Raw genomic sequence first — 14,083 nt, forward strand, 5'->3', positions numbered from 1 at the left:
AGTTTATCAAAAAAAGAGGAAAGGGAGAAGTTATTGTAGAAGTATGACTTTGTAACATAAAAAATATGTGTTAAAGGAGGCTGTTTACATGTTTGAGAAAGAGAAAGAAGGGCTTATTGAAGTTCAGAACGTATTTGAAATTGTACCAGCAGATGGAGCAATTATTGGTATGGCAACGGAAGAAGAAATGGAAATTGCTGCTGAACTAGAGCTGCAGTACTATGCCCATTCTCGTTTGTTAGAAGCAAATATTCAGTTAGACGGTTCCTCCTACAAAGAGTTACTTCAGGAGTTCCAGGAGTACGAAAGAAAATCAATGAGCTTTTGGCGAGCAATACATAAGCGTTTAGCTGTGCCATGGGCATGGGTATTACGTATTGACGTTGCGAATGGTCCTATATATGTAAGTAATGGGAATTCGTATTATGAAGAAATCGATGATGAAGAAGATTATGAATAGATAAGTAAGGAAGCAGCGTTAGTTGCTTCCTTTTTTTATTTGCAAAGAGTGAATTGCTTCAATAATAATATCTGGTCGATCATTTTCTATACCATGACCAGCATGTTCAGCAAGTATATATTGGCTATATATTGAAAGGTGTAATTGTTCATGAATCAGTTCTTGCCACATTGATTCAAGTTGTGTCGCTTCCTCTTTTGGCATGCCACCCTCAGTCAACTGAGTAATAGAATATTGAGGGTCTCTACCGATAACGATTAACGGTACTTTTAATGTTTTATATAGCTCTTTTATTGAGCGAGCACAATTTTTCCACTCACATAGTTCGGAAACTGTCGCTTTATATAATAGAGGGGAGGTAGAAAATTCAATGTACTGTCTTGATTGATCAACGAGTATAGGTTTTAGTTCATTATTAAGCATGTCTATATCCATTTTGGAGTATGTATTATATTTTTGAAGCCACATATCATCCGAATCCGTTTGATCAGAAATTGGTAAATGCAGTTCATCTAATCGGTGTAAGCTCATAGAAGTAGAATCAACTAAAATAAGTGCTTGCAGCTTATCTTCATGTAACATCGCAAAATGTTGTGCACATAAGCCTCCATAGGAATGACCGATTAAAATGATAGGCTCGTGAATAGCAAGTTCATGTAGTAACATATGAAGTTCGTTTGTCGCTTGTCTTGTAGTACGCGAATAATTTCCTAGTTCACTTTTTCCGTAACCTGGGCGATGGTATGAAATGACTGTAAAATGTTGTGAAAGTTTTTCTATAATAGGGAGCCAATCATAAAATGAGCAACCCATTCCGGTCTGAATAACTACCGTTTGTTTACTACTTCCTTTTGTATATACTTCTATAGTTTGCTCCAATACCTCTACAAATTTATAAATAATAAACCCTCCTAACTAAGCTTGAAATAATTTTTGACAAGCAAAAACGATACACCAAACACCTATACCAAACAGGACAGATGTACTAAGTGAAAATGAGTTTTTTAGACCAATATAGACGATAAATAGTAGTAGTGCGGATGCAGGAAATCCATATAATACGCCTATAGCAAATTGACTTAATTCTTGTTTGTTCCCGCCTTCTAAAGAAATCCAAAATAGGCTTAGTAAACTTACAAGAGGAAGGGCAGCAATAAAGCCGCCTATCGTACTATAATGTTTAGCGACTTCAGTAATAACGCCAATAATAAGTGCAGAAACGATTACTTTAACGAGGAAATGCATATTTTGCCTCCTTCGCTAATAACGAAAAGGCTTTTTCAATTAATTGTTGTTCTTCTTTTGATAACTGTGATTCTAATATTTTTATCTTTTCTTTATCTAGTAAAGTATGCTTTTCTAATATTTCAATGCCTTCTTTCGTTAAAGTAAGGTTTACGACCCTTTCATCTTGTTTGTTTCTTTCTTTTATAATAAATCCTTTTTGAATAAGGCGCTTTACGTGTTCTGATGCTGTGTTATGAGAGAGACTAAGCTCAGTAGCGACTTTTCCAATTGTTATATCTTTCTCACGAGAAATGAGTTGTAAAATACGAATGGCTTGGTGAGAAAGGTTGTCCTCATACTCATATCGTAAGTGATAATAAATGCTTTCCCAATGTTGATTGATGTCTTTCATAATGATAAATCCCCCTGTTTTTATATCGTATAGTAAGATATATTCGTGAACGTAGAAATAAAATCCTTTTATTTGGATAAAAAATGTTGAAAAAGTTTATTTTTATTGAAATATAAGGTAATCTATGTGTAAAGGTATACATTTAGCAAGAGAGAGGATGATAGCTGTGAATACATTCAAATGGATGAGTCATGAACAGATGTATGTAGATGAAATACATGTTGAAAAATGTGGTCCTCTTTCAGTCGGCGTATATGGGGGAAATCAAGAGAGTGATGCATATGAACGAGGAGATGCGGTACTTGCTTGGTGGGATCCTGAATTACAATTTGAATTTGTTATGATTTTTGATACACACCACAAAACAAAAAATATTGATTATATAATAGAAGCAATTTCAGCAAGAAAAGAGAAACTAAAAGAGTTATTTTCTTACCCGATACATTTAGCTTTTCATCATACGCATATGTACTTATTAGCGTTATTTACAGATGAATTGTTTATTGAAAAATGTGATCAAGATGATGAGGAACTTGCATGCTTAATTTGTTTGCGAAAAGGCGAATTTTTATATTGGCTATCAGTTGGTGATTGCTTCGCATATTTATTCCATTCTGAAAAAACGAAGAATGGTAAAGGGCGGTTAAATAAACGGAAGAATTACGAATATATTGGTAGGAAAAATATTTTTGCTGCAAATACACCTTGCTTTACATCAGGTGTCAGAGGATTAGAAAAAGGAATGAATCACATTGTAATGGCAACGGACGGTATTTTAGAGTGTGATAAACGAAAATTTGATGATGATCAATCTTTAGTAGAAATATTGCACGACGGAAGTTGCTTACAGATTGAGCCAGTATTAACAAATGTACTGCAGTGGAAAGGTAGAGATTGTGCCACAATTATTGGATGGTCCATTGATACTGAAAATAAAAAATGCGCTAATTAATATAAAAGGAGTTCAAGGTTGTTATCCTTGAACTCCTTTTTGTTAAGCAATATGAATATGATACGTTTTCAACCATTCATTTACTTGTAGCATATATTCCATAGCACTTCTTGCTTCAAAATTGTTAATTTCTTTATTGCTTTCATCGGCAATGGCAAGTAATGTGGAATGATTAATAAGTGAGAAAATAGGATTGTTTTTATTACTGCACAAGTCGAGTGATAAATGACGGATTGTGTGTAAATAATGTGGATCTTGTGAAGTTGGATAAGCACTTTTTCTTCTATTGCGTACATCGTCAGGTAAAGCAGGTTGCAGTGCTCTACGTAAAATGCCTTTTTCAATATTATCAATGCTTTTTATATTGAAAGGAACGTTCCATAAATATTCAACTAATCTATAATCGCAAAACGGTACACGTACTTCAAAGCCTACAGCCATACTCATACGATCCTTACGATCAAGTAAGAACGGGAGAAATCTCGTTAAAAATAAATAAAACATTTGGCGTTGTTTCGCGGCTTTTTTACTTTCCACTTCAAGAGTAGGTACTTCAAGAATCGCTTCTTGGAAGCGTGCATCAATATAGTTTTCTAATTTGCATTGGTTATTTACTTCATTTAGTAGAAGAGGGGAAGTGTTTTTCCAATTTGTTAGCCAAGGAAATTTATCGACAAATAGTAAATCCTCTTGATGAAACCAAGGGTACCCACCGAATACTTCATCAGCAGATTCGCCGGATAAAGCTACAGTTGCATCTTTTTTCATTTCGCAAAATAGTAAATAGAGTGAAGTTTCCATTTCGCCAGCACTCGGTAAATCTTTTGCACGGAGAGGGACGAATAAGTGATTTGCTAATTCTTCAGCATTCACAATAATGTCATGATGAGATGTCCCTACATGTTCGGAAACACGTTTTACCCAAGGAGCGTCTAAACCAGTGCGAGCAAATGTCAGCTCGAAATCTTTTGCACTATTTACAAAGTCAACGGAATACGTATGAAGTGTTTTATTTTCCGCTGCAAACTCTTTACCCGCTAGAGCAGTAATACCGCTAGAATCTAATCCTCCTGATAACATACAAACGAGAGGAACATCGGCAATTAATTGTCTTTTTACTGTATCTTGCAAAAGAGATAAAATATGTGATGATGTATCCTCAGTACAGTCTGTATGAACTTTACTTTCTAAATTCCAATATTTCTTAACTACTTTTTTATCACGTGTAAACGTTATAGAATGTCCAGCACGCACTTCTTGAATATGTTTAAAGACGCCACATCCTGGAGTTCGAAATAATCCTAATCCAAATATTTCGTTTATGCCATCTGCATCAATTTCAGCAGGGACAGATGGATGGGCTAATAGTGCTTTTATTTCGGATCCGAAAATAATACTGTCATTTCTTTCTGTATAAAAGAGTGGCTTTACGCCTAAATGATCACGTGCTAAAAATAATTGTTGCTTTTGATCATCCCATATTGCAAAGGCAAAAATACCATTTAAATGTTGTACGCAGTCTTCTTTCCATTCTAAATAAGCATGTAGTAACACCTCTGTATCCGAATGCGTTTCAAATGCATGACCACATTTTTGAAGTTGCTCTCTAAGCTCGCGAAAATTATAAATTTCTCCATTATAAGTAAGAGCATACACATAATCACCAGCACGAAATGTCTTCGGCTGTGTCCCGCCTTCTGGATCAATTACGATTAACCGACGGTGTGCAAAGGCCGCACGAGGTGAAAACCAAAATCCTTCAGCATCCGGACCGCGATGCTGGATACTATTTGCCATCTTTTCTAAAATAACATGTTCATTGGAAAGGTCCTTATTCCAATTTACCCAGCCTGTAATTCCACACATACACATCTCATCTCCTAGTTTAAAATGTTGAAAAGTAGATTAATGAAATAAAGTGAAACTTTAATCAGTGGGGTTTTTTTCCATCCCCCACTGATTATTAGTTGAACCAATCGGGCTTTTACGGGCAGTTATCTCCCACCTACCTTCTTCGCATTCGCCCAATTTTGAGGTGGGATTTATTGCCCGTTAATGCGGGGTAAAATGTACACCAGGTTAAAGAATGACTATATAAATAGTGTACTACATGAATTAAATTGCAGACTTGAGAAAATTTTCTTGTAATACATAGTTATGTGAGACAATGGCGTAGGGAAAGTATTCCATAACATACAAAAAATAAAAAGAGATGAGAGAAAATATTTTGTAAGACGTTATATAGGGTGTAAAAGCTTTTACAAAAAAATAAGGGGAATCGCTACATGAAATCAAATGAGAAAAATTTTATAAAAAGATTACAACGGCAAAAAGAAGATGCGCTAGAATTCGTTGTCGATACATATTTACCACTTATAAAAGGAATAACGCATAAAGTCCTTCTTCCGGTTCAAAATGATGGATTAATAGAGGAATGTGTAAACGATATATTTCTTTCCATTTGGAGTAACGCAAATAAATTTCATGGAGAGCCGAGTGACTTTAAAAAATGGATAGCGGCGATTGCAAAATTTAAGGCGATTGATTATTACCGGAAAGCGACTAGAAAAGTAGAAATTATTTCAGATGAGTTTCATATTAGTACGGAAAAGTCAGCGGAAGATGAATTAATCGTTATGGAAGATAGGGAAGAGTTATTGAAGCTTATTAATCAATTAGAACCGTTAGATCAAAAGGTGTTCATTATGAAATATCTTCTCGGTATGAAGACAGAAGAAATAGGAGATAAGTTAGGGTTAACTCGGGCAGCGATCGATAATCGTGTGTACCGTGGAAAAAAGAAACTACAACAAAATGCTACGAAAATTAGTTTTGGAGGTAGTGCAATATGAAAGACATTTATGAACTATTAAATGATATTGATATAGATGAAAAAGAACTTGAGGAAATTGAGGCTTCTGAAATTGAAAAAGAAAAAGTGAAACGTAATGTAAAACAATCGATACGTACGAAGAAAAAGATGAAAAGTTGGAAAAAAGGTGTTGCTGCTGCATCTATTTTAGTAGGATTATCAGTTGCAACGCTTGGTATCGGGTTTCCTACATATGCCGGGGGATTGCCAATTGTAGGTGACATATTCCGATTTTTAGATAATGGTAGAACAGGGTTATATGAAAATTATAAAGCGGACGCAGAGAAGAAAACGGGGCTTCATAATAATTATCAACAATACGCCACAGTACTAAATATGACAAAAGAAAGCAATGGAATTAAGATAACGATTAATAATGCGATTTTCGATGGTAAGACAGTATCAATAAACTATTCTATAGAAAGTAACAGAGATTTAGGTAAAAATCCAAGTACGTTGGATTTTTTAACTATTAAAGGAGCAGGTGCCCAATCAGGAAGCAATGAAATTATTAAGGTCGCTGATAGGAAATATGAAGGTTTAATAAAAACAAGTAGTGATCTAGTTAGTAATAAAGGAACTACAGTGAATGTTGAATGGAGTATACAAAGTATAAACATTTTAGAAACAGAAGAAGAGATAAAAGGAGATTGGAATTTTAATATTAATCTAAAAGGAATAGAAAATAAAGAGAAATTGATTAGAGGTAGTGCAGAAAAAGACGGTGTAAAAGTTAATATGGAGAGAATGGAAATAACACCCATGTCGTTTATTCTATATTACAACCAAGAAGTAGCTCAAGAAATAAGAGGTGTATGGGATGGAGTGGATGTTGATTTAAAAGTGAGAGATGATATAGGTAATCAGTATTATGGAGAAGGAAATGGAGGCTCAGGTGAAGATCCTTATAATTTTAATTGGAGTGAAACATTCCAACAACTTAATGAGAATGCGACTAAGTTAATAATAACGCCTTACATTAATTTAAGAATTCACACTCCTGAAAATTATGGCTCGGTAACAATAGTTGGAGGAGAAGTAAAGGAGCGTTTTGTGCCTCGAAGATTGGGAGGCAATAAGGGTATTGCGTTAGATGATATTGTAATTGACTTAAAGAAATAAAAAAGAGACTGCCTAAAACCATTAGGCAGTCTTTTTTCGTTAAGAATTAGTTACGAGCAATGCATGCGGATGCTGCGTTTTATACTCATCTTTCCACGGAATGTTTAGTTGTTCCCACGATTCGCCGCTATCATTGGATTGAAACACGCCGTTGTTATTTAAAGTGTAAAATGTATGTGGTTCTGCTGGATTTGTCGCAAACATCGAAATGACTGTACCGATTGCAGATGGTAGACCTTGTTGTACTTGCTCGAAAGGAGTATCTTTCGTTTTACGATAAATATAAGATTCATAAGGAATATGGTGATGAGCGAGGTCAGCACTCGGTGCGGCAGAAACGAGAATTGTATCACAATCAGCCGGATCGATAGCCATGCTGTATAAATAATGGTGTTCAAGTCCTTCACTGCATGAGATCCAGCTGTTTCCACTGTTATAACTTTCAAGGTATGCGCGATCAGGTCCGCCCATAAAACCATCACCACATGATGCATAAAGGCGATTTGGAGCTTCAGGGTGCATAAGCAATTGATGCGCATCGATAGGAGCACCGAATTTTTTATCAATCCAAGTATGCCCTCTATCATTACTTTGAATAACAGCACCAGCTTCAATTGAAACATGGATTGTATTTGGATTGTTTGGATCAACTGTAATCCAGCGTACATGATGGGTAAAAGGTCTAGGCGGAAAAGCCCACGTATAAGAAGATAATAATGATTTCATATTTTTAAGTTCAGTCCACGTTTCACCACCATTTTCAGAACGGAATAAAGCGCTCGGTTCTGAGCCGACATAAACGACGCCATAGCCGTTAACTTGTTCATTAGGACTTATCGTAATGGAAGTTATCGAAGAGTGTAAAATACCATCTTCTTTAGGGAAATCAAAGTAACGATATGAATCTCCAATCGGTTTCCACGAATCCCCGCCATCGTCACTTAGCCATAAACCTCGTCCAAATGTGCCGCAATATACACGATTCTTTTGGAATGGATCAACTGCGATACAGGTAGGTTGCATATTTTGTAAGTGATACGTTGTTTCATAGTTACCATATTGTTCTTTCACTACAACTAGTTCACGTTCCATACAGAGAAATAAACGTTTCATTTTAGTAACCTCCTTAAAAATTCTTTCATTAGTAAACAATATGAAGCTGAAAAAGAAGTAGTCTTATTTTTTGTTGAGAAAAAGGACTTATTTAAAAAGAAGCGAAGTGTGTATACAGAGGAAGCGGGCGTTTACGGGCAGTTAATACGGGATAAAGACGGGGAGTTTGTTTCATACTAATGTACAGATATTGCACTTAAAGGAGTATTGGTATGGGGCATTCACATGATCACGGTCATTCTAACAATAAAAAGGCGTTACTAATTGCTTTCGTATTAACGACAAGTTTTATGATTGCTGAGGTGATTGGGGGATTTGTAACAAATAGTTTAGCACTACTATCTGATGCGGGGCATATGTTAAGTGATGCAGTATCCTTAGCATTAAGTTTACTTGCGTTTAAGCTTGGAGAAAAAACAGCAACAGCTGCGAAAACATACGGGTATAAGCGAGTCGAAATGTTAGCGGCATTATGTAACGGTGTCGTTCTTATTGTCATTTCAGTATACATTTTTATTGAAGCAATTCGCCGTTTTAAAGAACCAGTTGAGATTGCTAGTAATGGGATGCTCATTATTGCTGTACTTGGTCTGCTTATTAATATTTTATCAGCTTGGATATTAATGAGAGGCGGAGATGTGAAGGGTAACTTGAATTTAAGAAGTGCTTTCCTACACGTATTAGGCGATCTATTAGGATCAGTCGGAGCGATTATTGCAGCGCTATGTATTAAATTTTTCGGATGGACTGTTGCTGATGCGATTGCTAGTATTCTTGTGTCTATTTTAGTCATTATTAGTGGATGGCGTGTAACACGTGATACCGTCCATATATTAATGGAAGGTGCACCCCAGCACATAAATGTTGAAGAGGTAAAAAGTACATTATTAAATATTACGGTTGTAAAAGAAGTTCATGATTTGCACATATGGTCTGTCACATCTGATTTTCAAGTATTAACTTGCCATTTGATTATTAAAGGTGATGAAACGCAAAATGTATTAAAAGAGGCTACGGATGTATTAAAGGAGAAGTTTCATGTAGAACATGTCACTATTCAAGTAGAAATAGATGGTGAATTTAATCATATTGAGACAACTTGCAAAGTATGAAAGAAAAAGGATAAGAAAATGTGTCATAACATTTTTCGCACGGCATACATATATATAATGTGGCCACAAATACTTTGTAAGGTAAATATTTCATGAAATTACTTTACTTATAAAGAGTCATCTTTTATAATCAAAAATGGTAATTGATAAAGATTATCATTTTCAATGATTGTAGAAAGGAGTTTTTTAAAAGATGAGTAGTCAACTCCGTTTTGCTGTTGAAAATCGTAAGAGGCATTTAATTGATGAGTTAATTGGAGCAGGTGTGTTTAAAATTCGCGACCGACAATTATACGAGCTGTCTTTAGAGGAATTGGAAAAAGAGTACGAAGATATGGAAGAATATGCAGATATTCAGGCATAACTATATAGATTAGTAAAAGGTGAGCTGGTTACGATTTTGTGTAACCAGCTCTATTATTATTTCGTAGAAATTATTTTTGATATTTCTTTCATTGGACGGAGCCAGTTTTGAGACATCATTTGTTCCATTTGTTTTTCGTCCTGCTTTTGCAATGCTTGAATGATAGAGTGATGTTCTTCAATAGATTGACTTGCTGGAACAAAGTTTTGGAAAAACAAATATTCAAGGCGTAGAACATGAAGTTGCATATTTTCTAGAAAGGGTTCAATATATTGGTTTTTAGCAATAGAAGAAATTGTATTGTGAAATTGTATATCTAGTTTTAAAGCTTGTTTTGCGTTTTTCTTCTCTATAGAGCGCTGAAAATCAGCGTTTATTTCAGAAAGTAGTTTCAGATCAGCGTCTGTAATGTTTTGAAGTGCTTGCTTTCCTATAATAGAGTGAAGACCAGCCATCGTTTCATAAATGATAGGAATGTCGTCTAACTTAATAGGAGCAATTTTTGTTTTTTGCCCAGGTACCATTTCCACTAATCCAGAAAGCTCTAATATTTGAAGTGCTTCTCTTACAGGTGTTCTGCTTACTCCTAGTGCTTCAGCCAATTCCCCATCATTAATTTTTTCATCAGGCTGCAGTACACCTTCAATAATCCAATCTTGTAGTTGATTTAAAACGAGTGATTTTGCCGAAACTCTTCCTTGTTTTTTATAATTTTGAGGGATAGGCATAGTGAATTCAATCCTTTCATTGTATATTTTCTTTTTTCTCATGAACAAACTTTAATTCCTGTTTCCCTTCATCCGGTTTTTGGCTTAAGATGAGCACCATTACAATGACACAAAAAGCCCCTAATAACTGAAAAGATTGAAAGGGTACGTGTAATATAAGTACAGAAGAAATAATAGCTGCGAGTGGTTCAGTACAACCGAATAATGTCGTTTCTTTCGGAGTCAGGTATCGTATGCTGTCTAAGTATAAATAAAATGCAATCAGTGTTCCGAAAATGACGACAAATGTGATGAGCGGTAGGGTACTTAGTTTTACATATTTCATAGTCGATAATAAAATGAATTCGTTTGTAGAAATAAAGTGTAGAATCGTAACGCCAATACCCCCAATAATCATGCCCCATCCAACGATGACAGAGGAAGACCATCTTTCTAGTAATCCCTTTGAATATAAACTATAAAAAGCAAGAGATAATCCAGATAAAATACCCCAAATAATAGCCGGTGTAGAAACAGCCAAGTTATGAACAGACCCATTTGTTAGTAAGAGAAAAGTGCCTACTAATGAAAGGGTAATGGAAATGAAATCAATTTTTGATGGCCGAACGTTCCACTTGAAAAGTAAGTATACAGTAATAAATATAGGAGCTAAATATTGTAATAATGTTGCGACGGCAGCATTCCCTTCTTTAATAGAAGCGAAGTACGTGTACTGTACAGCAAGCATACCGAATAGGCCAAACAATATCATTTTAGTAGCATTAGATCTTTGTTTCCATATGCCGAATATTTCTTTTTTTCTCTTTCCGAATGATGAAATAAGGAGCAAGATAACGCCAGATATAAGCAATCGAATTGTAACTAACCATTCAGTAGAAACATTTTCATATTGAAAAAGTTGTTGTGCAGCTGTTCCGGACAATCCCCATAAACAAGCACCAATTACAACCATTATGATTCCTTTTAAACGATTTGGATCCATATAGTTTTCATTCTCCTTTTCTACAAATTCGTTTCGGATACAATATGCAATATATCACGAAATGAATAAAAAATAAACTGAAATTTCTGTGTTAGAAGGTAGGAATTTTAGTAGTTCCAGTTATGTTTACGATACAAGTGAGGAGGTGAAATAAAGCGAGATAAAATTATAAAAATAAATCATAATCAAGAGGATAAAAAAATAAAGATAAGAGTAATTTGGTTTGTTAAAAATATGTGTAGAAGGAGAAATGTGATGAGCTGGGTTACTCATAAACCAACATTTGAATTTGATCAATACAATCCATATATTCGTATGAATTCTGCTTGGGTGGGACATTTAAACTTCGCTTATGATTTAGTAAGATTTGAAAAGCCAGAAATATTAGTTGAGTTAGGTACACATTTAGGAGCTTCTTTTTTCAGTTTTTGCCAAGGGGTAAAAGATGAAGGATTATCTACAAAATGCTTTGCTGTAGATACTTGGGCAGGAGATGAGCACACAGGTCCATATGGAGAAGGTGTTTTTCAAATAGTGAGTAAATTCGTGAGCACGAGTTATCCTCAAATAGGGAATTTAATTCGGTCTACTTTTGATGAGGCCGTGGATCAGTTTCAAGATGGAACGATAAATTTGTTGCATATTGATGGCTATCATACGTATGAAGCAGTTTCTCATGACTATAAAACATGGCTACCGAAACTTGCGAATAACGGTATTGTGTTATTTCATGATATTGAGGTGAAAGATCGAAACTTCGGTGTATATAAATTTTGGGATGAGGTCAAGGCGAAGTACCCTCATTTTCAGTTTGAGCATTCATATGGGCTCGGAGTGTTATTTCCGAAAGGCTGTAGCAATCAGTTTGTGGAAATACTTAAAAATAAAGAAGAAATACAAAATATGTATAAATAAAAGTAGAGCATGCATCATTTTAATGATGTGTGCTTTTTTGTGGAGAAAAATGGTATTCCTTAAAAGGGGAGGATAATAGTAAAAAGTTTTGTTGTGGCAAATATTAAAAAAGTTATTTTTGGATTGTTCTATATAAAAATGTAACATTTTTTATATTTTCCATTGCGAAAAGTAACATCTACTTTTACAATAGAAAAGGTGTTATATTATACTGGAAAAATAAATCGAAATAATATGAAAATTTTGTTTTGTCTTCGCTAATTGTATATTACATACATGTAAGACGACATACGTCATGTTATCGACTTGTAAGGAGAGAAAAAAATGAAAAGTGTAAGATTACCATCGATGCTAGAAATCATAGTTCTTTTATTACTATTTCTTGCTGTTGTCTTTTCCTTCCAAACGATTTTTGATCTCCCAATTCAATTAGCGCTATTTATTTCATGGTTTTTAGTAATTGCGCTTGGATTAAGATTAGGATTTCGTTATCAAGAATTGCAAGATGCAATTACGAAAGGGATTTCTAACGGATTAGAAGCAATACTGATTTTAGTTGCGGTAGGTGCTTTAATTGGAACTTGGATTGCTGGTGGCGTAGTACCAACATTAATCTATTATGGATTAGAGTTTATTCACCCTAGCATATTCCTATTAGCAACATTAATTATTTGTTCAATTACTTCTATCGCAACAGGAACATCATGGGGAACAGTAGGAACAGCAGGTATTGCTATGATGGCGATTGGTGAAGGACTTGGCTTACCACTTCCGCTTGTTGCTGGTGCAGTTCTTTCAGGAGCTTATTTCGGCGATAAATTATCACCACTTTCTGATAGTACAGTTCTTGCAGCGTCTATGGCAAAAGTAGACGTTATTGCTCACGTTCGAGCTATGCTCGTATTAGATGTTCCGGCTTATATTATTACTAGCATTATGTTTACTGTAGCTGGTTGGATGTATGGCGGCGATAATGTAGATTTGAATCGAGTAGAGTTTTTAAAAGAAGCTTTATTAAAGGAATTTGATATTAAAATATGGATGCTTGTTCCGGCGGTCGTTGTTATCGCTCTATTAGCGATGAAGAAACCGTCTATGCCAACAATTGCAATGGGAGCTTTAATTGGTGCAATTTGGGCAACTCTTTTCCAAGGAATGAACTTTGGAGAGGCGATTGGAACAGCGTATAATGGATTCTCAATTCAATCTGGTGTTGAATTTGTTGACAAGTTATTAAACCGTGGTGGAATTAACGGTATGCTTGGCTCAGTAGCCGTTATTATTTTCGGTTTAGGATTTGGTGGATTACTTGAAAAACTAGGAGTTTTAAAAGTAATCGTATCTAAATTTGAGAAGAAATTAAATTCTGCAGGTAATGTAACATTGTCTACATTAATCGTAGCATTCTTAGCGAATATATTTGGTTGTGCGATGTACGTATCACTAATTTTAACACCGAAAATTATGGAAGATAGCTATGATAAATTAAAAATAGACCGACGTGTATTAGCACGTAACTCAGAAGTAGGTGGAACGTTAACTTCAGGTATGGTTCCATGGTCTGATAATGGTATTTTTATGGCTGGTATTTTAGGTGTAGCAACGTTCTCATACGTTCCGTTTATGTGGTTAAGCTTTGTTTCATTAATTTTGGCGGTTATTTACGGATACACAGGCAAATTCATTTGGTATGTAGATGACGTTGAAAAAGGAGAGCAAGCATCATAAAAAAATACCTTCTGCGATGGCGGAAGGTATTTTTTTATATATACGAGTGAGAATCCTTATCATCTGGGTGAAAGTCTGTTAAAATGAGAAATGTAG

At 35.0% G+C, this 14,083-nt stretch carries 15 protein-coding genes; 8 read left to right on the forward strand and 7 right to left on the reverse strand.

What is annotated here, in order from left to right; genetic code table 11:
- Positions 1-88: 88 nt before the first annotated feature.
- On the forward strand, positions 89-460 hold the full coding sequence (locus RBB48_RS23905) for a hypothetical protein (protein ID WP_046959012.1): 372 nt from the start codon (positions 89-91) through the stop codon (positions 458-460).
- Positions 461-478: 18 nt separating this feature from the next.
- On the opposite strand, the gene RBB48_RS23910 is transcribed toward RBB48_RS23905, so the two are convergent.
- From RBB48_RS23910 to RBB48_RS23920, 3 genes are read right to left on the reverse strand one after another with little or no spacing between them, the layout of a single operon-like run.
- The gene (locus RBB48_RS23910) at positions 479-1,339 is read right to left on the reverse strand and encodes an alpha/beta hydrolase (RefSeq protein WP_142314798.1); all 861 of its coding nucleotides are present in this window, start codon (positions 1,337-1,339) and stop codon (positions 479-481) included.
- A gap of 36 nt (positions 1,340-1,375) precedes the next feature.
- Complete coding sequence (locus tag RBB48_RS23915; protein ID WP_000545644.1) at positions 1,376-1,705, reverse strand: DUF3147 family protein; 330 nt, start codon at positions 1,703-1,705, stop codon at positions 1,376-1,378.
- A complete protein-coding gene (locus RBB48_RS23920) occupies positions 1,689-2,099 on the reverse strand; it encodes a MarR family winged helix-turn-helix transcriptional regulator (RefSeq protein WP_000651933.1) in 411 nt (136 codons plus the stop codon). Before RBB48_RS23920 ends, RBB48_RS23915 begins: the two co-directional genes overlap by 17 nt.
- Positions 2,100-2,223: 124 nt before the next feature.
- Between RBB48_RS23920 and RBB48_RS23925 the strand changes: the two genes are divergently transcribed.
- A complete protein-coding gene (locus RBB48_RS23925) occupies positions 2,224-3,051 on the forward strand; it encodes a PP2C family serine/threonine-protein phosphatase (protein WP_088062938.1) in 828 nt (275 codons plus the stop codon).
- 42 nt (positions 3,052-3,093) lie between these two features.
- Here RBB48_RS23925 and asnB read toward each other — a convergent pair whose 3' ends face one another.
- Positions 3,094-4,917, reverse strand: coding sequence for an asparagine synthase (glutamine-hydrolyzing) (asnB, locus tag RBB48_RS23930; protein WP_306008175.1), 1,824 nt, complete (start codon positions 4,915-4,917; stop codon positions 3,094-3,096).
- 419 nt (positions 4,918-5,336) lie between these two features.
- Here asnB and RBB48_RS23935 point away from each other — a divergent pair, with 419 nt between their 5' ends.
- Positions 5,337-5,903 carry a sigma-70 family RNA polymerase sigma factor gene (locus tag RBB48_RS23935; protein ID WP_097889327.1) on the forward strand — a complete coding sequence of 189 codons (567 nt, stop codon included), beginning with the start codon at positions 5,337-5,339 and terminating at the stop codon, positions 5,901-5,903.
- A complete protein-coding gene (locus tag RBB48_RS23940) occupies positions 5,900-7,045 on the forward strand; it encodes a DUF4179 domain-containing protein (RefSeq protein WP_306008176.1) in 1,146 nt (381 codons plus the stop codon). Before RBB48_RS23935 ends, RBB48_RS23940 begins: the two co-directional genes overlap by 4 nt.
- A gap of 39 nt (positions 7,046-7,084) precedes the next feature.
- Here the strand turns inward: RBB48_RS23940 and RBB48_RS23945 are convergent, their stop codons facing one another.
- Positions 7,085-8,158: a WD40/YVTN/BNR-like repeat-containing protein gene (locus tag RBB48_RS23945; RefSeq protein ID WP_098133610.1), complete on the reverse strand. Its 1,074-nt coding sequence runs from the start codon at positions 8,156-8,158 to the stop codon at positions 7,085-7,087.
- Between the two features lie 212 nt (positions 8,159-8,370).
- Between RBB48_RS23945 and RBB48_RS23950 the strand changes: the two genes are divergently transcribed.
- Both RBB48_RS23950 and fbpA read left to right on the forward strand, forming a co-directional pair.
- Positions 8,371-9,270 carry a cation diffusion facilitator family transporter gene (locus tag RBB48_RS23950; RefSeq protein ID WP_088062943.1) on the forward strand — a complete coding sequence of 300 codons (900 nt, stop codon included), beginning with the start codon at positions 8,371-8,373 and terminating at the stop codon, positions 9,268-9,270.
- A gap of 193 nt (positions 9,271-9,463) precedes the next feature.
- Entirely contained in the window at positions 9,464-9,634 is a 171-nt protein-coding gene (gene fbpA, locus RBB48_RS23955; protein WP_000098304.1) for a Fur-regulated basic protein FbpA, read from the forward strand.
- A 56-nt stretch (positions 9,635-9,690) separates the two neighbouring features.
- Here the strand turns inward: fbpA and RBB48_RS23960 are convergent, their stop codons facing one another.
- Both RBB48_RS23960 and RBB48_RS23965 read right to left on the reverse strand, forming a co-directional pair.
- Entirely contained in the window at positions 9,691-10,362 is a 672-nt protein-coding gene (locus RBB48_RS23960) for a GntR family transcriptional regulator (protein WP_046959020.1), read from the reverse strand.
- 16 nt (positions 10,363-10,378) lie between these two features.
- The gene (locus RBB48_RS23965; protein WP_098230228.1) at positions 10,379-11,344 is read right to left on the reverse strand and encodes a DMT family transporter; all 966 of its coding nucleotides are present in this window, start codon (positions 11,342-11,344) and stop codon (positions 10,379-10,381) included.
- Positions 11,345-11,599: 255 nt separating this feature from the next.
- Here RBB48_RS23965 and RBB48_RS23970 point away from each other — a divergent pair, with 255 nt between their 5' ends.
- Together RBB48_RS23970 and nhaC are read left to right on the forward strand one after the other, a co-directional pair.
- Positions 11,600-12,259: a class I SAM-dependent methyltransferase gene (locus RBB48_RS23970; RefSeq protein WP_088062945.1), complete on the forward strand. Its 660-nt coding sequence runs from the start codon at positions 11,600-11,602 to the stop codon at positions 12,257-12,259.
- Positions 12,260-12,583: 324 nt separating this feature from the next.
- On the forward strand, positions 12,584-13,987 hold the full coding sequence (gene nhaC, locus RBB48_RS23975) for a Na+/H+ antiporter NhaC (protein WP_088062946.1): 1,404 nt from the start codon (positions 12,584-12,586) through the stop codon (positions 13,985-13,987).
- Positions 13,988-14,083: the final 96 nt, after the last annotated feature.

This window comes from Bacillus sp. MMSF_3353 (genome assembly GCF_030733445.1).
Classification (GTDB): Bacteria; Bacillota; Bacilli; order Bacillales; family Bacillaceae_G; genus Bacillus_A; species Bacillus_A wiedmannii.

Excerpts from the sequence above, each read along its gene's own strand:
- RBB48_RS23905 (WP_046959012.1), top strand. The coding sequence starts at position 89 with ATGTTTGAGAAAGAGAAAGAAGGGCTTATTGAAGTTCAGAACGTATTT.
- RBB48_RS23915 (WP_000545644.1), bottom strand. The coding sequence starts at position 1,705 with ATGCATTTCCTCGTTAAAGTAATCGTTTCTGCACTTATTATTGGCGTT.
- RBB48_RS23920 (WP_000651933.1), bottom strand. The coding sequence starts at position 2,099 with ATGAAAGACATCAATCAACATTGGGAAAGCATTTATTATCACTTACGA.
- RBB48_RS23925 (WP_088062938.1), top strand. The coding sequence starts at position 2,224 with ATGTGTAAAGGTATACATTTAGCAAGAGAGAGGATGATAGCTGTGAAT.
- asnB (WP_306008175.1), bottom strand. The coding sequence starts at position 4,917 with ATGTGTGGAATTACAGGCTGGGTAAATTGGAATAAGGACCTTTCCAAT.
- RBB48_RS23935 (WP_097889327.1), top strand. The coding sequence starts at position 5,337 with ATGAAATCAAATGAGAAAAATTTTATAAAAAGATTACAACGGCAAAAA.
- RBB48_RS23940 (WP_306008176.1), top strand. The coding sequence starts at position 5,900 with ATGAAAGACATTTATGAACTATTAAATGATATTGATATAGATGAAAAA.
- RBB48_RS23945 (WP_098133610.1), bottom strand. The coding sequence starts at position 8,158 with ATGAAACGTTTATTTCTCTGTATGGAACGTGAACTAGTTGTAGTGAAA.
- RBB48_RS23950 (WP_088062943.1), top strand. The coding sequence starts at position 8,371 with ATGGGGCATTCACATGATCACGGTCATTCTAACAATAAAAAGGCGTTA.
- fbpA (WP_000098304.1), top strand. The coding sequence starts at position 9,464 with ATGAGTAGTCAACTCCGTTTTGCTGTTGAAAATCGTAAGAGGCATTTA.
- RBB48_RS23960 (WP_046959020.1), bottom strand. The coding sequence starts at position 10,362 with ATGCCTATCCCTCAAAATTATAAAAAACAAGGAAGAGTTTCGGCAAAA.
- RBB48_RS23965 (WP_098230228.1), bottom strand. The coding sequence starts at position 11,344 with ATGGATCCAAATCGTTTAAAAGGAATCATAATGGTTGTAATTGGTGCT.
- RBB48_RS23970 (WP_088062945.1), top strand. The coding sequence starts at position 11,600 with ATGAGCTGGGTTACTCATAAACCAACATTTGAATTTGATCAATACAAT.
- nhaC (WP_088062946.1), top strand. The coding sequence starts at position 12,584 with ATGAAAAGTGTAAGATTACCATCGATGCTAGAAATCATAGTTCTTTTA.